A 23,362-nucleotide genomic window follows, 5' to 3' on the forward strand; every position below is an offset into this window, starting at 1 on the left:
AACACAGCGAGGCACGCATGGATTTGAGCTTCACGCCCGAAGAACAGAAGTTCCGCGAAGAAATTCGCGCATGGGTCAAAGAGAACCTTCCCAAAGAGATTTCGCACAAGGTGCACAACGCGCTCGAACTCACGCGCGACGATCTGCAGGGCTGGGCCAAGATCCTCGGCAAGAAGGGCTGGCTCGGCTACGGCTGGCCGAAGGAATTCGGCGGCCCGGGCTGGACCGCCATCCAGCGCCACCTGTTCGAGGAAGAAACCGCGCTGGCCGGCGCGCCGCGCATCATCCCGTTCGGCCCCGTCATGGTGGCGCCCGTCATCATGGCTTTCGGCAATGCCGAGCAGCAGAAGCGCTTTTTGCCCGGCATCGCCAGCGGCGAGGTCTGGTGGAGCCAGGGCTACAGCGAGCCGGGCTCGGGCTCCGACCTCGCCTCGGTCAAGACCAAGGCCGAGCGCCAGGGCGACAAGTACATCGTCAATGGACAAAAGACCTGGACAACGCTAGGTCAGTACGGCGACTGGATGTTCAACCTCGTGCGCACCAGCAACGAGGGCAAGCCCCAGACCGGCATCAGCTTCCTGCTGCTCGACATGAAGTCGCCCGGCGTGACGGTGCGACCGATCAAGCTGATCGACGGCAGCCACGAAGTGAACGAGGTGTTCTTCGACAACGTCGAGGTGCCCGCGGAGAACCTGATCGGCGAGGAGAACAAGGGCTGGACCTATGCCAAGCACCTGCTCTCGCACGAGCGCACCAACATCGCCGACGTGAACCGCGCCAAGCGCGAACTCGAGCGCCTGAAGCGGATCGCCAAGAGCGAAGGCGTCTACGACGACATGCGCTTCCGCGACGAGATCGCCAAGCTCGAAGTGGACATCGTCGCGCTCGAGATGATGGTGCTGCGTGTGCTGTCGGCCGCCACGTCGGGCAAGAACTCGCTCGACGTCGCGGGCCTGCTCAAGATCCGCGGCAGCGAGATCCAGCAGCGCTACAGCGAATTGATGATGCTCGCGGGCGGCGCCTACTCGCTGCCGCTGATCCGAGAGGCGATGGAGGCCGGCTGGCAGGGCGACTTCCCCGGCGGCAACCCGGCCCTGGCGCCGCTCGCATCGACCTTCTTCAACATGCGCAAGACCACCATCTACGGCGGTTCCAACGAAGTTCAGCGCAACATCGTCGCCCAGACGGTGCTGGGCTGAGGAGACAAGAATATGGACTTCAATTTCACCGACGACCAGGAACAACTGCGCGACGCCGTTCGCAAGTGGGTCGACAAGGGCTACGACTTCGAACGCCGCCGCGGCATCGAGGCCAAGGGCGGCTTCTCGCGCGAGGCCTGGGACGAACTCGCCGAGCTGGGCCTCGGCGGCCTCTACATCCCCGAAGACGACGGCGGCCTGGGCATGGGCCCGGTGGCCGGCATGGTGGTGATGGAAGAACTGGGCCGCGGCATCGTGCTGGAGCCCTTCGTGCAGACGCTGATCGCCGGCGCCGTGCTCGGCGGCCACGCCCCAGCGGAGCTCAAGGACAACTGGCTGCCGCGCATCGCCGGCGGCCAGGCCATCGTGGTGCTGGCCTACCAGGAGCGCAAGGCGCGCTACCGCCTCGACGTGTGCGAGACCAAGGCCGTGAAGGCCGGCGACGGCTGGTCGCTGAGCGGCGCCAAGAGCGTGGTGCCCGTGGGCGACGAAGCCGACGCCTACATCGTGCCGGCGCAGGCCGACGGTCGCATCGCCCTGTTCCTGGTCGAGCGCAGCGCAAGCGGCGTCGAAGCGCGCGGCTACGGCACGCAGGACGGCAGCCGCGCCGCCGAAGTGGTGTTCGACAAGGCCGATGCCACGCTGATCGCGGCCGATGGCCTGCCGGTGCTCGAATACGCGGTCGATGTCGGCATCGCCGCCACCTGCGCGGAAGCGGTTGGCATCATGGACAAGACCGTGGCGCTCACGGTCGAATACATGAACCAGCGCAAGCAGTTCGGCGTCGTCATCGCGAGCTTCCAGGCGCTGCGCCACCGGCTGGCCGACATGAAGATGCAGCTCGAGCTCGCACGCTCCATGAGCTACTACGCCACGCTCAAGCTCGAAGCCCCAGCCGACGAGCGCCGGCAGGCGATGGCGCGCGCGAAGTACCAGCTCGGTGTGTCGATGCGCTTCGTGGCGGCCAATGCGGTGCAGCTGCATGGCGGTATCGGCGTGACCGACGAATACATCGGCAGCCACTACTTCCGCAAGCTCACCCAGCTCGAGATGACCTTCGGCGACTCGCTGCACCACTTGGGCGAAGTCTCCGCGCGCATGCAGGACACGGCCGGGGTCTTCGCCTGAAGGTATTTCTCTCATAGCATCGACGCCCGCCCGCCCTGCGCCGGCGGGCGTTTTCACTTGGACCTGCCAGGAACGCAAAACATGCCATCCCGCCGCACCCTCCTTGCCCTCGGGCTCGTCGCCACTGCCATGCTGACCGCCTGCGCCACTACGCCCTCGCCTTCGCATGCCGAACGCCCACCGATCGTCTTCATGCACGGCAACGGCGACTCGGCCGCGCTGTGGCAGACCACCCTCTGGCGCTTCGAATCGAACGGCTGGCCGCGCGAGCGCCTCTTTGCGCTCGACCAGCCCTACCCCCTCGCGCGCGACGACGATGCCGTGGCGCAGCCGGGCCGCAGTTCGACCACCGATTCGGCCACCTTCCTCAAGGCCCAGGTCGAGCGGGTCCTGAAAGCCACCGGCGCGGCCAAGGTGGTGTTGATCGGCAATTCGCGCGGCGGCAACACCATCCGCAACTACGTGCAGAACGGCGGCGGCGCAGCCGTGGTGAGCCACGTGGTGCTCGGCGGCAATCCCGCGCACGGAATCTGGGCCGTGAAGGGCCTGCGCGAGAACAACGAGTTCTCGGGACTCTCGGGCTTCATGCAGCAGCTCAATGCGCCGAAGGGGCCGAACGGAGAAGAGGTCACGCCGGGCGTCCAGTGGCTCACGCTGCGCTCCGACAACAACGACAAATACGCGCAGCCCGATGGCCTCTGGATCGGCGCGCCGGGCCAGCCGACGAACATCGGCTTCGATGGTCCCGCGCTCAAGGGCGCGACCAACGTGGTGCTGCCGCGCGTCGATCACCGCGAAACCTCGTTCTCGCCGGCGGCCTTCGCGGCCACTTGGCAGTTTCTTACCGGCGAGGCGCCGCGCAGCACGGCGGTGGCGCCTGAGGCGCAGGTCGTGCTCGACGGCCGCGCCATCGGGGCGGAGAACATCGCGCTCAACGGCGCGCAGGTCACGGTGCATGCCGTCGATCCGGCCACGGGCGCACGGCGCGGCGAGGCCGTGCACAGCAAGAACATCGGCGCCGACGGCCGCTGGGGCCCTTTCAGGGCGCGCGGCGACACGGCCTACGAGTTCGTTCTCGCAGCACCGGGCTACGGCACCACGCACATCTACCGCAGTCCGTTCCCGCGCAGCAGCCTGGTCGTGAACCTGCGCCCGGAGCGCCTCACGCCGGCCGATTCCAACGCCAAGGCGGTCGTGGTCTTCACGCGGCCTCGCGGCTATTTCGACGCCCAGCGCGACACCATGCGCTTCGACGGCCAGAGCCCGCCACCGGGCGTGCCGCCCCGAGGTTCGGGCGTGTCGTCGTCGAGACTGCGGCTCGCCGCGGCCGAGCCCCAGCGCGCCGTGACCGGCGAGTTCAATGGCGAGCGCATCACCGGCCTCAGCTGGCCCGCCGCGCAGGCGCATGTGACCGTGCTCGAGTTGACCTATTGAGACGAGGCACGAGGCCATGAACGACATCACCGCTCCCTCCCCCTGCGTGCTCAGCGTGCGCGATGCGCGCGGCGTGGTCACGCTGACGCTCAACCGGCCGGCGGCGTTCAACGCGCTGTCCGAAGATATGCTCGCAGCACTCGAGCAGGCGATCGCCGCCACCGCGGCCGACGACACCGTGCGCGCCGTGGTGATCGCGGCCACCGGCAAGGCCTTCTGTGCCGGCCACGACCTGAAGGAAATGCGCGCCGAACCTTCGCTCGGCTACTACGAGCGGCTCTTCGCGCGCTGCGGCGCCATGATGCTGTCGCTGCAGCGGCTTCCGGTGCCCGTGATCGCACGCGTGCATGGCATCGCGACGGCCGCCGGCTGCCAGCTGGTGGCGGTGTGCGATCTGGCGGTGGCCTCGAGCGAGGCGCGCTTCGCAGTCAGCGGCGTCAACGTGGGCCTGTTCTGCGCCACGCCGAGCGTCACGCTGTCGCGCAACCTCGGGCGCAAGGAAGCCTTCGAGATGCTCGTGACCGGCGAGTTCATCGGTGCCGACGAGGCGCGCGACAAGGGTCTCGTCAACCGCGTCGCGGCCCCAACGGAGTTGGACGCGGCGGTCGAGGCGCTGGTGGCCAGCATCGTCGCCAAGCCGCGCCGGGCGCTGGCGCTCGGCAAGGCCCTGTTCTATCGGCAGCTCGAGACCGGCATCGAGGCCGCGCTGGCCGATGCGAGCCAGACCATGGCCTGCAACATGATGGACGAGAGCGCGCTCGAAGGGGTGCAGGCGTTCATCGAGAAGCGGCCGCCCGGCTGGAAGCGTTGAAGCGCCGGCTCAGCTGTCGTGCAACCGGGAGGACTGTGGCAGGTGCGCCATCAGGAACTCCATCTGGTCCGTCAGGATGCGCCGGTTGCGCAGGATGAAGTCTTCCCAGAGGCTCGGCACATAGGGCGCGTACAGCAGCGGCATGTTCGCCTGCTCGGGCGTGCGGCTGCTCTTGCGGTGGTTGCAGGGCTTGCAGGCCGTGACCACGTTCATCCAGTTGTCGATGCCCTTCTGGGCGAACGGGATGATGTGCTCGCGCGTGAGCTCGTCCTCGTGGAAATGGCCGCCGCAATAGGCGCAGACGTTGCGGTCGCGCGCAAACAGCTTGCTGTTGGTCAGGCCCGGGCGCTGGTGGAAGGGGTTGATGCGCGGCACGCCCTTGGTGCCGATGATGCTGTTGATCGCGATCTGCGACTGCTCGCCGGTGATGGCGTTGTGCCCGCCACGGAACACAGCGACCTGCGCGCCCACCTCCCAGCGGACTTCGTCCGCCGCATAGTGGATCACCGCCTGTTCGAGCGATATCCATGACTGGGGCAGCCCCTGGGCCGACAGCTTCAAGACCTTCACCACACGCCTCCTCGAAAACGAAAGAAACACGGAAAAAGACCAGCGACACGGAGCGGGTCGGAGACCCTTGCGGCGACGCACTGAGTCACAATATACCGGCTTTGTGACAAAACGGCCTGATCCGCCCATTCGACGGGCAAAAGGCGCTATCAAAAAGATACTACAGATGCAGGTTTTCCGCGGCTTCCGGCATCCGGGCGTGGCTCCGGCCTGCGCCCTCACGATCGGCAATTTCGACGGCGTCCACCGCGGCCACCAGGCCATGCTGGCGCTGCTGCAGACTGAGGCGCGCCAGCGCGGCCTGCCGAGCTGCGTGCTCACTTTCGAGCCGCATCCGCGCGACTATTTCGCCGCGCTGACCAAGAAGCCCGAACTGGCGCCGGCGCGCATCGGCACCTTGCGCGACAAGCTTGGTGAGCTCGCCGCCTGCGGCGTTACGCAGACCATCGTGCTGCCCTTCGACCAGCGGCTCGCGAGCCAGTCGCCCGAGGAATTCATCCAGAACGTGCTGGTCGACGGTCTGGGCGCGCGCTATGTGCTGGTGGGCGACGACTTCCGCTTCGGCGCCAAACGGGCGGGCGACTACGCCATGCTCGATGCGGCCGGCGAGGCGCGCGGCTTCGACGTCGCGCGCATGAACAGCTACGAGGTGCACGGCCTGCGGGTCTCGAGTTCGGCCGTGCGCGATGCACTGGCCGAAGGCCGCATGGCCGACGCCCAGATGCTGCTCGGTCGCCCCTACGCGATCTCGGGCCACGTGGTCCACGGCCGCAAGCTCGGCCGCGCGCTCGGCGCCTCGGCCCCGGGCCAGGACGACGGCTTTCGCACGCTCAACATGCGCTTCAAGCACTGGAAACCGGCCGCCAGCGGCATCTTCGCGGTGCTGGTCCACGGACTGGCCGACCGGCCGCTGCCCGGCGTGGCCAACCTCGGCGTGCGCCCCTCGCTCGACGCCAACGACGTCAACGCGGGCCGGGTGCTGCTCGAGACGCACTGCCTCGAGTGGCCCTCGCATCTGGGGTCCGAAGGGGCCTACGGTAAAATCGTGCGCGTGGAACTGCTGCACAAACTGCACGACGAATTGCGCTACACCAGCCTCGAGGCCCTGACTGCGGGCATCGCCAAGGATGGGCGCGACGCACGTGCGTTCTTCGCATCGACCCACGCCGAAACCCACCGCCAGACCACGCGCGACCGAATTTAGCCCTGCACGCACCGTGCTGCCGCCCTTCGACAAGCTCAGGGCGAACGGCTTTTCTTCCGCACCGACCGCTTCGTGCAGTTCGGGCTGAGCCTGTCGAAGCCCCTCTGTTTCGCACCCCAACATGTCTGACGCTGCCGCTCCCTCCCCCACCGACTACCGCGCCACCCTCAACCTGCCCGACACCCCCTTCCCGATGCGCGGCGACCTGCCCAAGCGCGAGCCGGGCTGGGTCAAGGAATGGAACGACGAAGGTCGCTACCATCGCCTGCGCGACGCGCGTCACGGCGCGCCCAAGTTCATCCTGCACGACGGCCCGCCCTATGCCAACGGCCAGATCCACATGGGCCACGCGGTCAACAAGATCCTGAAGGACATGATCACCAAGGCGCGCCAGCTCGAGGGCTACGACGCGCTCTACGTGCCGGGCTGGGACTGCCACGGCCTGCCGATCGAGAACGCCATCGAGAAGCAGTTCGGCCGCAACCTGAGCCGCGACGAGATGCAGGCCAAGAGCCGCGCCTACGCCACGGAACAGATCGCCCAGCAGATGGCCGACTTCCAGCGCCTCGGCGTGCTGGGCGAATGGGACCATCCCTACAAGACGATGGATTTCGCCAACGAGGCCGGCGAGCTGCGCGCCTTCAAGCGCGTGATCGAGCGCGGCTTCGTCTATCGCGGCCTGAAGCCCGTGTACTGGTGCTTCGACTGCGGCTCGTCGCTGGCCGAGTTCGAGATCGAGTACGCCGACAAGAAGAGCCAGACCCTCGATGTCGCCTTCAAGGCGCACGACCGCGCGAAGGTGCTCGCGGCCTTCGAAACCGACCACCAGATCCTCGGCGACATCTTCGCCGTGATCTGGACCACCACTGCGTGGACGATCCCGGCCAACCAGGCGATCAACCTGAACCCCGAGATCGAGTATTCGCTCGTCGACACCGAGCGCGGCCTGCTGATCCTCGCCAACTCGCTGGTCGAGATGTGCATGACGCGCTATGCGCTCGACGGCAAGGTGCTGGCCACGGTCAAGGGCGAGAAGCTCGGCGGGCTCGAATTCGAGCACCCGCTGTACGACGTGGATGCGGGCTACCAGCGCCTGTCGCCCGTGTACCTGGCCGACTACGCCACGGCCACCGACGGCACGGGCCTCGTGCACTCGTCGCCTGCCTACGGCGTGGACGACTTCAACTCCTGCATTGCACACGGCGTGGCGTACGACGACATCCTGAACCCGGTGCAGGGCAACGGCAGCTACGCGCCCGACTTCCCGCTGTTCGGCGGCCAGAACATCTGGAAGGCCGTGCCGGTGATCATCGCCGCGCTGCGCGATGCCAACCGCCTGCTGACCACCGAGACCATCACCCACAGCTACCCGCACTGCTGGCGCCACAAGACGCCGGTGATCTACCGCGCGGCCGCGCAGTGGTTCGTGCGCATGGACGAAGGCGAAGGCGTGTTCACCAAGGACAAGGCGCCCAAGACGCTGCGCCAGACGGCGCTCGAAGCCATCGAACAGACCAGCTTCTACCCCGAGAACGGCAAGGCGCGGCTGCACGACATGATCGCCAATCGTCCCGACTGGTGCATCAGCCGCCAGCGCAGCTGGGGCGTGCCGATCCCGTTCTTCCTGCACAAGGATTCGGGCGAGCTGCATCCGCGCACCATGGATATCCTCGACCAGGCCGCCGACATCGTCGAGAAAGGCGGCATCGAGGCCTGGAGCCGCGTCACCGTCGAAGAGATCCTGGGCGCCGAGGACGCGCCGCACTACACCAAGAGCACCGACATCCTCGAGGTGTGGTTCGACTCGGGCTCGACCTTCTCGCACGTGCTGCGCGGCACGCACCCCAACGTGCACCACGAGACCGGGCCCGAGGCCGACCTGTACCTCGAGGGCCACGACCAGCACCGCGGGTGGTTCCACTCGTCGCTGCTGATCGCCTGCATGCTCGAAGACCGGGCGCCGTACAAGGGCCTGCTCACGCACGGCTTCACGGTCGATGCCAAGGGCATCAAGATGAGCAAGTCGCTCAAGAACGGCATCGACCCGCAAGAGATCAGCAGCAAGCTTGGCTCCGAGATCATCCGGCTGTGGGTGGCCGCGAGCGACTACTCGGGCGACATCGCGGGCGACGACAAGATCCTCGCGCGCGTCGTCGATTCGTACCGCCGCATCCGCAATACGCTGCGCTTCCTTCTTGCGAACACCAGCGACTTCGACATCGCGAAGGACGCGGTGCCGCTCGGCGAGCTGCTCGAGATCGACCGCTACGCGCTCTCGCGCGCGGCGCAGTTCCAGGCCGAGATCCTCGCGCACTACAAGGTGTACGAGTTCCATCCGGTGGTGGCCAAGCTGCAGATCTACTGCTCGGAAGACCTCGGCGGCTTCTACCTCGACATCCTGAAGGACCGTCTCTACACCACCGCGCCCGGTTCTCGCGCGCGCCGCAGCGCGCAGACCGCGCTGTGGCACATCTCGCAGGCGATGCTGCGCTGGATGGCGCCGTTCCTGAGCTTCACGGCCGAGGAAGCCTGGAAGTTCGTGAGCACCGGCCAGCCGGGCGAGTCGATCTTTGCGCAGACCTACAGCCGCTTCGATGCACCCGACGAGGCCCTGCTCACCAAGTGGGGCCGCATCCGCGAGATCCGCGACGGGGTGAACAAGGACATCGAGGCCGTGCGTGCCGAAGGCAAGGTCGGCTCGTCGCTGCAGGCGAACCTGAAGCTCAGCGCACCGTCCGACGACCATGCGCTGCTGGCGTCGCTGGGCAACGACCTGAAGTTCGTCTTCATCGCCTCGGCGATCGAGCTCGCCGCGAGCGATGCGCTCTCCACGCAGGTCGTGCCGAGCAGCGCGCCCAAATGCGAACGCTGCTGGCACTACCGCGACGATGTCGGTCACGATGCCGCGCATCCGACCATCTGCGGGCGTTGCACGAGCAACCTGTTCGGCGCCGGCGAGTCGCGGAGCTTTGCCTGAGATGGCGGCCGCACGCTCCATGACCGCATCGCCCTCGCGCAGCGGCAGCATCTGGCCGTGGCTCGCGCTCGCGACCGCCATCCTGGCCATCGACCAGATCACCAAGACGCTGATCCTGGGCGCCTACAAGCTCGGCGACGCAACCTACGTGACGAGCTTCTTCAACGTGGTGCGGGCCCACAACACGGGCGCCGCGTTCTCGTTCCTGGCCGACCACTCCGGCTGGCAGCGCTGGTTCTTCACGGCGATCGGCATTGCCGCCGCGGTGTTCATCGTGTGGATGCTGAGGTCGCACGCGGGGCAGAAGCTCTTCTCGTTCGCCATGGCCTGCATCCTCGGCGGTGCGGTCGGCAACGTGATCGACCGGCTGATGCACGGCTACGTGGTGGACTTCCTGAGCTTCCACATGAACAACTGGTATTTTCCGGCGTTCAACGTGGCCGACAGCGCGATCACGCTCGGCGCGATCTGCCTGATCCTCGACGAGATCCGGCGGGTCAGGCGCGCCAAATAGCCGCGCCCCCGGTCCAGGCCGCCCGCCCTGCGCGCGCGGCCTGAGGCTCCGCAAAGCAATTCAATAGTCAACGAAAAGGAGAGGGTTACTCCCCTCTTCGCGCGCTGTCACGGCGGGGTCATACTGGCGCGGTGAAATGTAATCGATTACATCGCATCAGCCGCCACCCATGAGCATCCAAGCCGTCGCCGCCAAAGCCGGGGTCTCCGTCGCCACCGTCTCGCGCGTCTTCAACTTTCCCGACAAGGTCACGCCGGCCACACGGGCGCTGGTGGAGCGCGTGGCGCACGAACTCGACTACTTGCCGAATGCCAGCGCACGCACCCTGCGCACGCAGCGCAGCCGCGCCCTCGGCGTGGTGCTTCCCACGCTGCTGAACCCCACCTTCGCCGAATGCCTTCAGGGCATCGCACGCGCGTCGATCGCGGGCGGCTACGCCATCGTTCCCATCACCACCGGCTACCGGTTCGAGGAAGAAGAGCGTGCGGTGCAGTTGCTGCTCGCGGGCAACGTCGACGGGCTGATCCTGGTGGTCTCCAATCCGTCGACGTCGGCCGCGCTCGCGCGGCTGCGCGGCGTCGGCACGCCCTATGTGCTCGCCTACAACCGCCACGCCGACCATCCCTGCGTGACGGTCGATGGCGAGGCGGCCGTGGCCGACGCGGTGGCGCGGCTCGTGCTGCTCGGCCATCGCCGCATCGCCATGGTGAGCGGCACGCTGGCCGCCTCCGACCGGGCACAGCAGCGCTTTCGCGGCTATCGCCAGGGCATGCGCGATGCCGGCCTCAAGGCGCTGCCGCTGATCGAGGTGCCCTTCGTCGAAAGCGCGGTGGATGCGCTCGCGCGCGTGCTGCAGGCGGGCGACAGGCCCTCCGCACTGGTCTGCTCGAACGACCTGCTCGCGATCCGCAGCATCCGCGCCGCGCACCTCAGTGGCCTTCGCGTGCCCGAGGCGCTCAGCGTGGTCGGCTTCGACGGCATTGCGCTCGGCGAAGACCTCACGCCGGCCCTGAGCACCATCGAGCAGCCCAACAGCGACATCGGCCGCCACAGCGTCGAGCTGCTGATCCAGGCCATCGCCGGCGGGGCGCCGCTCGGGCCCGATGCAAGCCTGCTGCTGCCCCACGTCTTTCGCGACGGCGAATCGTGCGCCGCCGCGGCCATTTCCTGATCCCTTCGTTCCCGACCCATCCCACAAGGAGTTCCTGCATGTTGTCCTTCCAGACCTTCCGCTTCTCGCGCCTCGCGCGCCTGGGCCTGCTCGCCGCCGCACTGGCCGGCGGCAGCGCCATGGCCCAGAACGCCATCTGCTACAACTGCCCCACCGAATGGGCCGACTGGGGCACCCAGCTCAAGGCCATCAAGGCCAAGACCGGCATCACGGTTCCGGCCGACAACAAGAACTCGGGCCAGTCCCTCGCGCAGCTCGTCGCCGAAAAGGGCAGCCCCGTCGCCGACGTCACCTACCTCGGCGTGACCTTCGCCGTGCAGGCGCAGAAGGAAGGCGTGGTCCAGCCCTACAAGCCGGCCGCCTGGAACGACATTCCCGACGGCCTCAAGGACCCGGCCGGCAACTGGTTCACCATCCATTCGGGCACGCTCGGCTTCATGGTCAACGTCGACGCGCTCAAGGGCAAGCCGATCCCGAAGTCGTGGGCCGATCTGCTCAAGCCTGAATACAAGGGCCTCATCGGCTATCTCGATCCCGCATCGGCCTTCGTCGGCTACGTCGGCGCGGTGGCGGTGAACGAGGCGCGCGGCGGCACGCTCGACAACTTCGGCCCGGCCATCGACTACTTCAAGGCGCTGCAGAAGAACGAGCCGATCGTGCCCAAGCAGACCTCGTACGCACGCGTGCTGTCGGGCGAGATCGCGATCCTGCTCGACTACGACTTCAACGCCTACCGCGCCAAGTACAAGGACAAGGCCAACGTCGCCTTCGTGATCCCGAGCGAAGGCACGCTCGCCGTGCCCTACGTGATGAGCCTGGTCGCCAAGGCACCGCATGCCGCCGAGGGCAAGAAGGTGCTCGACTTCGTGCTGTCCGACGAAGGCCAGGCGATCTGGGCCAAGGCCTACCTGCGGCCGGTGCGCGCCAAGGCAATGCCCAAGGACATCGAGGCGCAGTTCCTGCCGGCGAGCGAATACGCGCGCGCCAAGAGCGTCGACTACGCCCGCATGGCCGAAGGCCAGCGCGCATTCTCCGACCGCTATCTCAAGGAAGTGCGCTGAACGCGCGGCCGCGATGAGCGCCAAGGCCACCGCCTGGACCCCTCGCTGGCGCTTGCTCGCCTGCGCCGCACCGGCGGCCGCATTCTTTGCGGCCTTCTGGCTGCTGCCGGTGGTGCGCCTGCTCGCACTGCCGGCCGACAAGGGCTGGCGCACCTACTTCGCGGTGCTGACCGATTCGCGCTATCTGGAAAGCATGGTCAACACCGTGGCGCTGTCGATCACGGTGACGCTCGTCACACTGGTGCTCGGCGCGGCCGTGGGCATCTACCTGGCGCGCCATGCCTTCATCGGCCGGCGCATGCTGCTGTCGCTGCTGACGCTGCCGCTCTCGTTTCCGGGCGTGATCATCGGCTTCTTCGTGATTCTGCTGGGCGGGCGGCAGGGTGTGGTGGCCGACATCGGCGACAGCCTGTTCGGCCAGCGCATCACCTTCGCCTACGGCCTGGTCGGGTTGTTCCTCGCCTACCTGTACTTCTCGCTGCCGCGCGCCATTGCCACCTATGCGGCCGCGGCCGAGGCGATGAACGTGCAGCTGGAGGAAGCCGCGCGCTCGCTCGGCGCATCGCGCCTGCGCGTCGCACGCGACGTGTGGCTGCCCGAACTCGCCCCGACCACCCTGGCCTGCGGCGCGATCCTGTTCGCGACGTCGATGGGCGCGTTCGGCACCGCCTTCACGCTCGCGAGCAAGTTCGAGGTGATACCCATCACCATCTACAACGAGTTCACCAACTATGCCAACTTCGCGCTCGCCGCCTCGCTGTCGATCGCGCTCGGCATGGTGACATGGCTGGTGCTGTTCGTCGCGCGGCGCTTCGGGGCCAACCCGGTCGCGCGCTGAAAGCAGGAAGAAAGACGCCATGCGAAAGAACTCCGGATCGAAGGCCCCGTTCCTGCTGACCATCACCGTGCTGACCAGCATTTTCATGATCGCGCCGATGCTGCTGTCGGTGATGGCGGGCCTGGTCAACAACTACAGCGTCGGACTGAAGAGCGGGCTCACGCTGCGCTGGCTCGGCGAGGTGTGGGAGAACTACGGCGGCACCGTCGGCTGGTCGCTCGCGCTGGCCACCGCCTGCGTCGTCGGCACCGTGCTGCTCGGAGTGCCCTGCGCCTATGCGTTGGCGCGCAGCCGCTCGCGCGCTGCCGGCATCTTCGAGGAACTGCTGACGCTGCCGGTGGCGGTGCCCGGGCTGGCGACCGCGCTCGCGCTGATCCTCGCCTACGGACAGCTCACGGCATTTCGCCAGAGCTTCGCCTTCATCCTCGTGGGCCACATCGTGTTCACGCTGCCGTTCATGGTGCGCACCGTGAGCTCGGCCTTCCAGCGCAACGACCTGCTCGCGCTCGAAGAGGCCGCGCGCACGCTCGGCGCCAGCTTCTGGCAGCGCTTCATGGGCATCCTGGTGCCGGCCGTTTTTCCTGCCATCGTGGCGGGCAGCCTGATGGTGTTCACGCTCTCGGTGGGCGAGTTCAACCTCACCTGGATGCTGCACACGCCGCTCACGCGCACGCTGCCGGTGGGCCTGGCCGACAGCTATGCCTCCATGCGCATCGAGATCGGATCGGCCTACACGCTGATCTTCTTCGCCGTGATCCTCCCGGTGCTGTGGGGCCTGCAGTACCTTGCCAACCTGATTCAGAAACGCCATGGAACTTGAACGCATCCCCATCGACGTCGCACACTGCGCCAAGACCTACGCCGACGGCACGCGCGGCCTGCTGCCCACCGACCTGCATGTGGAGGCCGGCGAGGTGCTTGCGCTGCTCGGTCCGTCGGGCTGCGGCAAGACCACTCTGCTGCGGCTGATCGCGGGGCTGGAGTCGCCCGACGAGGGCAGCCGCATCGTGTTCGGCGACCAGGACGTGACGCACCGGCCGGTGGAGCAGCGCGGCGTGGGCATGGTGTTCCAGAGCTACGCCCTGTTCCCGCAGATGACGGTGGCGGCCAACATCGGCTACGGGCTGCGCATCCGCGGCGTGTCGGCCGAAGAAGAGAAGCGCGCGGTCGGCGAACTGATCGACCTGACGCGGCTCGGCGGGCTCGAGAACAAGCGCCCGGCCGAGCTCTCTGGCGGACAGCGGCAGCGCGTGGCGCTCGCGCGCGCCGTGGCGGTGCGCCCGCGCGTGCTGCTGCTCGACGAACCGCTGGCCGCGCTCGACGCCAAGCTCAAGGAGTCGCTGCGCGACGAGCTGGCCGAGTTGCTGCGGAGGCTGCACATCACGGCCGTGCACGTCACGCACGACCAGCAGGAGGCGATGGCCATTGCCGACCGGCTCGCGGTGATGAGCGCAGGGCGCATCGTGCAGATCGGCCGCGGCGAAGACCTCTACCGCGCGCCGGCCCATCCGTTCGTGGCGGAGTTCCTGGGCCGGGTCAACCGGCTCGAGCGCGCGGCCGATGCGATGGCGCAGGGCGTTGTCCGACTCGGCGCATGCACCCTGCCCTGCCCGAGCGCCCTGCTCGGCCATGCCATGCTCCTGGTGCGACCCGAAGACATCGAAGTGAGCGCACCGCAGCCCGGCTGGGGCAGCGCAACGGTCGAGCGCCGCACCTTCCTCGGCGACCGCGTGCAGCTGCAATTGCAGACGGAAGACCAGCCCCTGCTCGTCGCCGACCTGGGCCGCGACGCGCCCTTCGGACCCGGCGACCGGGTCGGCCTTCGTATTTCGCCCGACCGCCTGATGCCGTCGCAGGAAAGCAGCGCATGACGACCACGACCGACAACCTCCTCGACACCACCTTCCTGGTCCAGCTCACGGACCTGCACATTCGCGAGCCCGGCCGCCTGGCCTATGGCCGCATCGACACCGCTCCGTACCTGCAGCGCGCCGTGGCCTCGGTGCTGCGGCTGCCGCAGCGGCCCGACGCGGTGGTGATCACGGGCGACCTCAGCGACTTCGGCCGCGCGGCCGAGTACGCGCATCTGGCGCGCCTGCTGGCACCGCTCGACATGCCGGTCTACCTGATGCCCGGCAACCACGACGACCGCGACCAGCTGCGCCGCAGCTTCCCGGGCCACGCCTACATGGCGCAGGGCGTGGGATCGGGCGGCTTCGTCCAGTACGCGGTGCGCGTGGGGCCGCTGCACCTGCTCACGCTCGACACCTGCGTGCCCGGCGCCAGCCATGGCGCGCTCTGCCGCGAGCGGCTCGCCTGGCTCGAGGCGGCACTCGACGACCGCCGCGGCGAGCCCGTGGTGATCGCGCTGCACCATCCCCCGTTCCGTACGCTGATCGGCCACATGGACGAGATCGGCCTGCGCGAGGGCGCCGAAGCGCTCGAGGCGCTGGTCGCGCGCCATTCCAACGTCGAGCGCCTGATCTGCGGCCACTTGCACCGTGCGATCGACGTGCGCTTCGGCGGCACCATCGCCTCGACCTCGCCGGCGCCCGCGCACCAGGTCTGCCTCGACCTTTCGCCCGATGGGGCCTCGGCATGGACGCTGGAGCCGCCCGGGTTCCGCGTGCACGCCTGGTCGGCCGGCGAACAGCGGCTGGTGACCCACCTGGCCGCATCGGGCAGCTTCGAAGGGCCTTTTCCATTCCACGACAACGGCGCCCTGATCGATTAGGGCCTGTTCACACTATTTACGGGGTCGCGAAGGCATGCCAAAGCGGACAAATCAAGGCGCACGACGCAGTATGTGCGTCGGCACACACAAGGCGTGCAACGCGGAGTTGGCCGCTTTGGCATGCCTTCCCTCCGGGTTGGCCCGCATTGGGGCCGTCTGCGGCGTTGCCCGCGCTTGCAATGCTTCAGCATTGCTGCGCACGGGCGCCTTGCAGCCAGCCCCAATGCGGGCCAACGCGATCCCCGTAAATAGGGTGAACAGGCCCTAGCCGTTCCTGTGGACAATGGAGCCGAAAACGAAAAAGAACGAAAAGGATAGAAACCACAACCCATGAAGCATCTTCTGGACTTGCTTGCCGCAGTCGCACTGCTGGTGTGGGGCACGCACCTCGTGCGCACGGGGGTGCTGCGCGTGTTCGGCGCCAACCTGCGAAAGATCCTGGTCCAGAGCATGCGCAACCGCTTCACGGCTGCGTTGTCGGGCATCGGCGTCACGGCGCTGGTGCAGTCGAGCACCGCCACGTCGCTCATGACCTCGTCCTTCGTCGGGCAGGGCCTGATCACGCTGCCCGCCGCGCTCGCGGTGATGCGCGGGGCCGACATCGGCACCGCGCTGATCTCGGTGCTGTTCTCGGCCGACCTGTCGTGGCTCTCGCCGATGTTCATCTTCGTGGGCGTGGTGCTGTTCATTTCGCGCTCTGCCACGGTGGCGGGGCGGGTGGGCCGGGTGCTCATCGGGCTCGGCCTGATGCTGCTCGCGCTGCAGCTCGTGGTGGCGGCGACCGAACCGCTCTTCTCCGCGCCGGCCGTGCGCGTGCTGCTGGCTTCGCTCACGAGCGACGTGCTGCTCGAGATCACCATTGGCGCCGCGCTCGCGATCGTGGCGTATTCGAGCCTTGCCGTGGTGCTGCTGGTGGCGGCCATGGCGAGCTCCAACGTGGTGCCGCTCGACGTCGCACTCGGGCTGGTGCTCGGCGCCAACCTCGGCAGCGGCCTGCTGGCCGTGCTGACCACGGCGAAGTCGGCGATGCCGGTGCGGCAGGTCACGGTCGGCAACCTGCTCTTCAAGGTGCTCGGCGTGGCGGTGGTCGCGCCGTTCGTCGGCCTGTGGCTGCGCTACGTGCAGCCGCAGATACCGAACCCCACCCACGGCGTGGTGCTGTTCCATCTCGCCTTCAACGTGGTGATCAGCGTCGGGTTCATCGGCCTCACGCAATGGGTCGCCAAGCTGGTCACGCGAATGCTGCCGGTGCCGACGCCGTCGACCGCGTCGATGCGGCCGCACCACCTCGACCCCTCGGCGCTGTCGACGCCCTCGCTCGCCATCTCGAATGCCGCGCGCGAGGCACTGCACCAGGCCGACGTGGTGGAGACCATGCTCATCGGCATGCTCGACGTGATCCGCAACAACGACCTGCGCCTAGCGCAGGAGCTGCGGCAGCTCGACGACACGGTGGACGAGCTGTATTCGGCCATCAAGTACTACATGACGCGCATCTCGCGCGAGGCGCTGGGCGAAGAGGAAAGCCGGCGCTGGACCGACATCATCAGCTTCACCATCAACATGGAGCAGATCGGCGACATCGTCGAGCGTGTGATCATCGACATCGAGGACAAGAAGATCAAGCCGCAGCGCAACTTTTCCGAAGCCGGTATGGCGGAGATCGTCGAACTGCACGGCCGGCTCATTGCGAACCTGCGGCTCAGCATGAGCGTGTTCCTCAACGGCAATGTGCGCGATGCGCAGAAGCTGCTCGAGGAGAAGGCCCGATTCCGCGACCTCGAGCGGGCCTACGCGTCGACCCACCTCGACCGGCTCTCCGACCGCACCACGTTGAGCATGGAAACGAGCTCGCTGCACATCGACCTCATCAGCGACCTGAAGCGCATCAACTCGCACATCTGCTCGATTGCCTATCCGATCCTCGAGTCGGCTGGCGCGCTTGCACCGAGCCGCTTGAAGCAGGTTTAGACGCCCCCCGAAGTCAGTGCGTTGCCGCGGAGGTGACGGAGTGGAACAGCGCCTGTCGGCGGCGCAGGCAGAAGTCGATCAGGTCGTCGACTTCGGTCGCCTTGTCGAAGGCGGCGTCGGCGCCGAGCTGGGCACACTTGCGCCGCATCTCGGGCGTGAGGTGGTTGCTGAGCACCACCATCTTCTGCGCCGGTGCGCGGTTGCGGCAGGCTTCGAGTACGCTGAAGCCGGTGCCGTCCTTCAGGAACAGGTCGACGATGGCCAGATCCCATTGCGAGGGATTGGCGGTGAGCCAGCGCATCCCGTCGCGCTGCGAGGCCGTCTCACCCACGGGATCGACGCGGGCCACTTCACGCAGCGTGCCGACCAGGTTTTCGCGGATGACGGCGTTGTCCTCGACGATGAAGGTTCTGACGGTGTCCATGGCACGGGGCATGTCTTGCTGAGTTTCACCCAGGCTACAAAATGCGTCGCGCCGAAAACGAAGGCATGGCGCCCCGCCGCAAGTAGGACACCGCCTGCGCGGCCGTGGCTCAGAGCGTCAGGACCGTGCACCCGGTGGTCTTGCGTGCCTCGAGGTCGCGGTGCGCCTGCTGCACGTCGGCCAGGGCGTAGCGCTGGTCGATCGGGATCTTCACCGCGCCGCTTTGCACGATGGCGAACAGGTCGTCGGCCATGGCCTGGGTGCCCTCGCGCGTGGCGATGTGCGTGAAGAGCGTCGGCCGCGTCACATAGAGCGAGCCCTTCGACGCCAGCGTGCCGAAGCCGATCGGCGGCACCGGGCCCGAGCCGTTGCCGAACACCGCGAGCAGGCCGAAGGGCCGCAGGCAGTCGATCGAGCCTTCCCAGGTGTCCTTGCCGACCGAGTCGTACACCACCTTCACGCCCTTGCCGCCAGTGATCTCCTTCACCCGTGCCGTGAAGTTCTCGGTGCTGTAGTTGATGGCATGCGCCGCGCCGTGCGAAAGCGCGAGCTGGCACTTGGCGTCGCTGCCGGCCGTGCCGATCAGCTGCAGGCCGAGCGCCTTGGCCCACTGGCAGGCGATCAGCCCGACGCCGCCGGCGGCCGCATGGAAGACGATGAAGTCGCCGGGCTGCAGACCTTCGGCAGGCAGCGTCTTCTTGAGCAGGTACTGCGCCGTGAGGCCCTTGAGCATCATGGCTGCGCCGGTCTCGAAGGAGATGTCGTCGGGCAGCTTGCAGACGCACTTGGCCGGCATGACGCGCAGCTCGCAGTAGGCACCGGGCGGCTGGCTCGCATAGGCGGCGCGGTCGCCGGCTTTCAGATGCGACACGCCCTCGCCCACGGCTTCGACGATACCCGCGGCCTCCATGCCCAGCTGCAGCGGCATCTGGAACGGATAGAGCCCGCTGCGCTGGTAGGTGTCGATGAAGTTCAGGCCCACGGCCTTGTGGCGTATGCGGATCTCGCCGGGGCCGGGCTCGCCAACCTCGACGTCGACGATTTTCAGTTCCTCGGGCCCGCCATGGCGGTCGATACGGACGGCTTTGCTCATCATCTCTCCAGTCTCCAGGCAACACGGTAAAAAGTCGGAAGCGCGCATCGTGCCACGTTTGCCCCCAGCGCGGCGGCCCCCGGTTTTGCCCGGTAGAGTCGGCGGCCATGCAGACGCCGCGCCTTTCGCCCTCGACCATTCTTCTACTGACCGTGCCGCCCCTGCTGTGGGCCGGCAATGCCGTGGTCGGGCGGCTGGTGCGCGACCTGGTGTCGCCGCTTACGCTGAACTTCGTGCGCTGGATCATCGCCTTCGTGCTGCTGCTGCCACTCGCCTGGCCGGTCCTGCGCCGCAGCAGCCCGTTGTGGGCGCACTGGAAGCGCTACGCGGTGCTGGGGCTGCTCGGCATCGGCTGCTACAACGCGTTCCAGTACCTGGCGCTGCAGACTTCGTCGCCGATCAACGTCACGCTCGTGGGTTCGAGCCTGCCGCTGTGGATGCTGGCGACGGGCGCGATGTTCTTCGGCGCGCGCGTGAGCGGGCGCGAGATCGCCGGCGCGCTGCTCTCGATGCTCGGCGTGCTGCTGGTGCTGAGCCGCGGCGAATGGGGGCAGCTGCTCGCGCTGCGGCTGGTGGCGGGCGACCTCTACATGATCCTGGGCACCATCGCCTGGGCGTTCTACAGCTGGTTCCTGGTGCGCACGCAGGAACCGCAGGGCGTGCGGCGGGACTGGGCCGCGTTCCTGATGGCGCAGCTGGTGTTCGGCCTCGGATGGTCGGGCGCGCTGGCCGCGGGCGAATGGGCCGCGGCCGCGGCGCATGTCGAGCTCGGCTGGCCGCTCGTCGCGGCCATGCTTTTCATCGGCATCGGGCCCGCCGTGGTGGCCTACCGCTGCTGGGGCACGGGCGTGCAGCGCGCGGGGCCGCAGGCGGCGAGCATCTTCATGAACCTCACGCCGCTGTTCGCGGCCATGCTTTCGGCGGCCTTCCTGCGCGAGCCGCCGCACTGGTACCACGGGGTGGCGTTCCTGCTGATCGTGGGCGGGATCGTGGTGTCGTCTCGGCGCTGACGGCACCGCGGCTGCGCGACGCGCTCAGTAGTGCGGCGGCAGCTCGTCGGCCGGGCTGCGCGCCGCGCCGTCCTGCGCCGCGTTGCGGCTTTGCTCGCGCAGCTGCACGACTTGCTCGACCAGCCGGTCGATCTGCTGCTGATGGCGATAGATCGTCATGTTGAGCTGATCGAGCAGGTCGTCGGCGTAGGCGGCCTTGATCTCAAGCTCGGTCAGGCGTTCGACGAGTTCCCTGGGTGCGTTGTTGTCCATGCCGCTATTGGACAGGAAGACCGCCGCGCTTTCATGACGGCCCCGCCACCGCGCGGGTTACGGGCTGACCGGCGCCGCACGCGACCGCGTCGGCCGCGTCCCTGCCAGAGCGTGGTGTCCTCGTCGTTCTCGCGGATGCAGATTCGCGCAAGCCCTCGATCTGCGCCAGCAGCGCCGCCGCCTCGCGGCCGAAGCGCTCGCCCTCCGGCGTGAGGCTCAGGCGGCGCGCGGTGCGGCTGGCGAGCGACAGGCCCAGCGCGGCCTCGAGCCTGCGCAGCCGCATCGACAAGGCCGGCGGCGTGACGTTGAGCGCGCGCGCTGCGGCGCTCAGCGAGGGCTCGCGCAGCAGCGTGGCGGCAAGCTGCAGGTCGTCGACCTGGATCATTCCGCCGCGCGGCGCAGCGTGTCGACCACGGGCCGGCGCAGCACGTCGCGCAGCCCCCACCAGCCCGCGGCCAGCGCCAGCACCGCACCGGCGGCGGCGCCGCCGAGCGGCACCAGCGGCGACGCGGTCCAGGTGAAGTCGAACACATAGCGCGCCAGGCCCCAGCCGATGACAGAAGCCACCATGCTCGCAAGAAAGCCTGCGAGCAGGCCCACGCCGGCGAGTTCTGCACGCTGCACCTGGCGCAGCAAGCTGGCGCGCGCGCCCACTGCACGCATCACCGCGAATTCGCGCGCGCGCTCCTCGCGCGTGGCCGTGACCGCGGCGAACAGCACCACGAGCCCCGCGGCGAGCGTGAAGCCGAACAGGAATTCCACCGCACGCACCACCTGGTCGAGCACGCGCTGCACCTGGTTGATGGTCGCGCTCATGTCGACGTTGGTCACGTTGGGAAAGCTGCGCACCAGCGCGTTGTCGAAACCCCGCGTCTCGGGCGCTCGGAAGGCACCCATGTAGGTGACCGGCACCTCGGGCAACGCGCTCACCGTGTACATCACGAAGAAGTTGGCATGCAGCGAGCCCCAGTCGACCTTGCGCAGCGAGGTGATGCGCGCCTCGTTCTGCATGCCGCCGATGTCGAAGCGCATCGTGTCGCCGAGTCGAAGGCCCAGCGTCTCGGCCAGGCCCTCTTCCACGCTCACCTCGCCCGCCGCCCCGGGCGTCCATGCGCCAGCGACGATGCTGTTGTGCGGCGGCGCTTCGGCGCTGTTGCTCAGATTGAATTCGCGATCGACGAGACGCTTGGCTCGGTCCTCGGCGTAGTCGTCGGGCGAGACCGGCTTGCCGTTCACGGCCAGCAGCCGGCCGCGGATCATCGGATACCAGTCGAACTTGCCAACGCCGGCGTCGCGCAGGGTCTGCTGGAATGCGTCGCTCTGGTCGGGCATCACGTTGATCACGAAGCGGTTCGGCGCATCGGCCGGCGTGGCCTGGCGCCAACTCGCCACGAGGTCGGTGCGCAGCAGCACCAGCAGCACCAGCGCGAGCAGGCCCACGGCGAGCGCGCTGACCTGCACCACCGCATAGGCCGGCCGCGCCGAGATCTGGCGCGTGGCCAGCACCAGCCAGCGCGGCGCGGTGCTTTCGTTGACGCTGCGGCGGAGGATCTTCACCGCGAGCCAGCTCAGGAGCGCGAACAGCGCCACCGCGCCCGCGAAGCCGCCCACCGCGATCAGGCCCAGCTTCAGGTCGCTGCTGGCCGCGACCAGCAGCGCCGCGAAGCCGGCCACGCCGACGCCGAGCACTGCGAGCGACGCCGGCTTCAAGCCGCCCACGTCGCGCCGGATCACGCGCAGCGGCGGCACCTTGGCGAGCTGCAGCACCGGCGGCAGGCCGAAGGCGAACAGCAGCGTCAGGCCCATGCCGAGGCCGAACACGGCCGGCCACAACGTGGCGGCCGGCAGTGTGGTCTCGACCAGACCGGAGAGCAGCACCACGAAGACGTAGTGCACGCCGAAGCCGATCGCCACGCCGAGGCCGCTGGCCACGATGCCGACGATCGCGAACTCGAAGGCATAGGCCAGCGCGATGGTGCGCTGGCTCTGGCCCAGCACGCGCAGCATCGCGCAGTCGTCGAGGTGGTTGGCCGCGAAGCCGCGTGCCGCCAGCGCCACCGCCACGGCCGAGAGCAGCGCCGCGAGCAGTGCGACCAGGCTCAGGAATTTCTCGGCGCGGTCGAGTGTCTGGCGCATTTCGGGGCGTCCGCCCTCGAAGGAATCGAGCCGCACGCCGCGCAGCTCGCCCTGCTTGATGAGCGCCTCGGTCCAATCGGAAAAGCGCTTCACGGCGGCGTCCTCGCCCGCCACCGCATAGCGATAGCTCACGCGGCTCGCGGGCTGCACGAGGCCGGTACGCGGCACGTCGGCCTGGTTGAGCATCACGCGCGGCGAAAAGCTCATGAAGCCCGCGCCCCGGTCGGGCTCGAGCGTGATCACGCGGCCGATGCGAAGCCCCGCATCGCCGAGCAGCAGCGTGTCGCCCATCGCGAGCCCGAGCGAATCGAGCAGCGAGGCGTCGACCCAGGCTTCGCCCGGCGGGGGAATGTCGCGCGTGACGGCGCCGGCCCCATCGACAGCGTTCGCGGTCTGCAGGTTGCCGCGCAGCGGATAGCCCGGTGCCACGGCCTTCAGCGCCACCAGCTTGCTCGCGCCGCCCTGCGCCTCGCCGGCCCGCGCCATGGTCGGGAAGCCGTAGGTTCCCGTGCCTTCGAGGCCGAAGGCGCGGGCCTGGGCGATGAAGTTCTCGGGCGTGGGGTTGTCGCTCACCACCACCGCATCGCCGCCGAGCAGTTGCCGCGCATCACGCTGCAGGCCGCCCTGCAGCCGGTCGGCAAAGAAGCCGACCGCCGTGAGTGCGGCCACGGCCAGCAGCACGGCAACGATCAAGAGGCGCAGTTCGCCGGCGCGCAGATCGCGCCGGAGGGTGCGCCAGCCAAGGCGGAGGGAGGCAGTCATGGGCGAGACGATAGCCGACGCGGGGGCGCCCGCCGCGTTCTGGGGACTTGCCCTCGGCGCGCCCGAATTAGGA

20 protein-coding genes and 1 pseudogene are annotated in these 23,362 nt (G+C 68.2%); 15 read left to right on the forward strand and 6 right to left on the reverse strand.

The features are described 5' to 3' along the window. The first annotated feature begins 17 nt into the window (after positions 1-17). The 4 genes from AC3A6R_RS20370 to AC3A6R_RS20385 all read left to right on the forward strand — a co-directional run bounded on the left by AC3A6R_RS20370 (position 18) and on the right by AC3A6R_RS20385 (position 4,572). A complete protein-coding gene (locus tag AC3A6R_RS20370) occupies positions 18-1,199 on the forward strand; it encodes an acyl-CoA dehydrogenase family protein (protein ID WP_487865388.1) in 1,182 nt (393 codons plus the stop codon). Positions 1,200-1,211: 12 nt separating this feature from the next. Continuing rightward, positions 1,212-2,327 carry an acyl-CoA dehydrogenase family protein gene (locus tag AC3A6R_RS20375; protein ID WP_487865389.1) on the forward strand — a complete coding sequence of 372 codons (1,116 nt, stop codon included), beginning with the start codon at positions 1,212-1,214 and terminating at the stop codon, positions 2,325-2,327. An 81-nt stretch (positions 2,328-2,408) separates the two neighbouring features. Then, positions 2,409-3,761: an alpha/beta fold hydrolase gene (locus tag AC3A6R_RS20380; protein ID WP_487865390.1), complete on the forward strand. Its 1,353-nt coding sequence runs from the start codon at positions 2,409-2,411 to the stop codon at positions 3,759-3,761. Between the two features lie 16 nt (positions 3,762-3,777). Then, entirely contained in the window at positions 3,778-4,572 is a 795-nt protein-coding gene (locus AC3A6R_RS20385) for an enoyl-CoA hydratase (protein WP_487858485.1), read from the forward strand. 9 nt (positions 4,573-4,581) lie between these two features. On the opposite strand, the gene AC3A6R_RS20390 is transcribed toward AC3A6R_RS20385, so the two are convergent. Then, positions 4,582-5,142 carry an HNH endonuclease gene (locus AC3A6R_RS20390; protein ID WP_487858486.1) on the reverse strand — a complete coding sequence of 187 codons (561 nt, stop codon included), beginning with the start codon at positions 5,140-5,142 and terminating at the stop codon, positions 4,582-4,584. A gap of 166 nt (positions 5,143-5,308) precedes the next feature. On the opposite strand from AC3A6R_RS20390, the gene AC3A6R_RS20395 reads away from it, so the two are divergent. The 10 genes from AC3A6R_RS20395 (at position 5,309) to AC3A6R_RS20440 (ending at position 17,612) form a co-directional block, all read left to right on the forward strand. Next, complete coding sequence (locus AC3A6R_RS20395; RefSeq protein ID WP_487858487.1) at positions 5,309-6,346, forward strand: bifunctional riboflavin kinase/FAD synthetase; 1,038 nt, start codon at positions 5,309-5,311, stop codon at positions 6,344-6,346. A gap of 121 nt (positions 6,347-6,467) precedes the next feature. Continuing rightward, positions 6,468-9,323 carry an isoleucine--tRNA ligase gene (gene ileS, locus AC3A6R_RS20400; RefSeq protein WP_487865391.1) on the forward strand — a complete coding sequence of 952 codons (2,856 nt, stop codon included), beginning with the start codon at positions 6,468-6,470 and terminating at the stop codon, positions 9,321-9,323. Position 9,324: 1 nt separating this feature from the next. Then, on the forward strand, positions 9,325-9,837 hold the full coding sequence (gene lspA, locus AC3A6R_RS20405) for a signal peptidase II (RefSeq protein ID WP_487865392.1): 513 nt from the start codon (positions 9,325-9,327) through the stop codon (positions 9,835-9,837). 169 nt (positions 9,838-10,006) lie between these two features. Beyond that, positions 10,007-11,008: a LacI family DNA-binding transcriptional regulator gene (locus AC3A6R_RS20410; protein WP_487865393.1), complete on the forward strand. Its 1,002-nt coding sequence runs from the start codon at positions 10,007-10,009 to the stop codon at positions 11,006-11,008. A gap of 38 nt (positions 11,009-11,046) precedes the next feature. Beyond that, positions 11,047-12,069, forward strand: a complete 1,023-nt coding sequence (locus AC3A6R_RS20415; protein WP_487858491.1) for an ABC transporter substrate-binding protein — start codon at positions 11,047-11,049, stop codon at positions 12,067-12,069. Between the two features lie 13 nt (positions 12,070-12,082). Continuing rightward, positions 12,083-12,907: an ABC transporter permease gene (locus tag AC3A6R_RS20420; protein WP_487865394.1), complete on the forward strand. Its 825-nt coding sequence runs from the start codon at positions 12,083-12,085 to the stop codon at positions 12,905-12,907. Between the two features lie 19 nt (positions 12,908-12,926). Beyond that, positions 12,927-13,727 (forward strand): ABC transporter permease, encoded by an 801-nt coding sequence (locus tag AC3A6R_RS20425; protein WP_487858493.1) that lies wholly within the window; start codon positions 12,927-12,929, stop codon positions 13,725-13,727. Continuing rightward, entirely contained in the window at positions 13,717-14,778 is a 1,062-nt protein-coding gene (locus tag AC3A6R_RS20430) for an ABC transporter ATP-binding protein (protein WP_487865395.1), read from the forward strand. The genes AC3A6R_RS20425 and AC3A6R_RS20430 overlap by 11 nt, the downstream gene beginning before the upstream one ends. Beyond that, a complete protein-coding gene (locus AC3A6R_RS20435; protein WP_487865396.1) occupies positions 14,775-15,641 on the forward strand; it encodes a phosphodiesterase in 867 nt (288 codons plus the stop codon). Before AC3A6R_RS20430 ends, AC3A6R_RS20435 begins: the two co-directional genes overlap by 4 nt. 330 nt (positions 15,642-15,971) lie before the next feature. Beyond that, the gene (locus AC3A6R_RS20440) at positions 15,972-17,612 is read left to right on the forward strand and encodes a Na/Pi cotransporter family protein (protein WP_487858496.1); all 1,641 of its coding nucleotides are present in this window, start codon (positions 15,972-15,974) and stop codon (positions 17,610-17,612) included. A gap of 13 nt (positions 17,613-17,625) precedes the next feature. Here AC3A6R_RS20440 and AC3A6R_RS20445 read toward each other — a convergent pair whose 3' ends face one another. Beyond that, complete coding sequence (locus tag AC3A6R_RS20445) at positions 17,626-18,036, reverse strand: response regulator (protein WP_487858497.1); 411 nt, start codon at positions 18,034-18,036, stop codon at positions 17,626-17,628. A gap of 109 nt (positions 18,037-18,145) precedes the next feature. After that, on the reverse strand, positions 18,146-19,129 hold the full coding sequence (locus AC3A6R_RS20450) for a quinone oxidoreductase family protein (RefSeq protein ID WP_487858498.1): 984 nt from the start codon (positions 19,127-19,129) through the stop codon (positions 18,146-18,148). 107 nt (positions 19,130-19,236) lie between these two features. On the opposite strand from AC3A6R_RS20450, the gene AC3A6R_RS20455 reads away from it, so the two are divergent. After that, on the forward strand, positions 19,237-20,139 hold the full coding sequence (locus AC3A6R_RS20455; protein ID WP_487865397.1) for a DMT family transporter: 903 nt from the start codon (positions 19,237-19,239) through the stop codon (positions 20,137-20,139). A 24-nt stretch (positions 20,140-20,163) separates the two neighbouring features. Here the strand turns inward: AC3A6R_RS20455 and AC3A6R_RS20460 are convergent, their stop codons facing one another. From AC3A6R_RS20460 to AC3A6R_RS20470, 3 genes and pseudogenes are all read right to left on the reverse strand, one after another. Beyond that, complete coding sequence (locus AC3A6R_RS20460; RefSeq protein WP_487865398.1) at positions 20,164-20,391, reverse strand: SlyX family protein; 228 nt, start codon at positions 20,389-20,391, stop codon at positions 20,164-20,166. A gap of 91 nt (positions 20,392-20,482) precedes the next feature. Continuing rightward, positions 20,483-20,776: pseudogene (locus AC3A6R_RS20465) on the reverse strand (LysR family transcriptional regulator); the annotation flags it as partial. Then, positions 20,773-23,289, reverse strand: a complete 2,517-nt coding sequence (locus AC3A6R_RS20470; protein WP_487865399.1) for an ABC transporter permease — start codon at positions 23,287-23,289, stop codon at positions 20,773-20,775. The gene AC3A6R_RS20470 and the pseudogene AC3A6R_RS20465, both read right to left, overlap by 4 nt. Positions 23,290-23,362: the final 73 nt, after the last annotated feature.

The sequence above is a fragment of the Variovorax sp. Soil_C_19 genome, assembly GCF_057657255.1.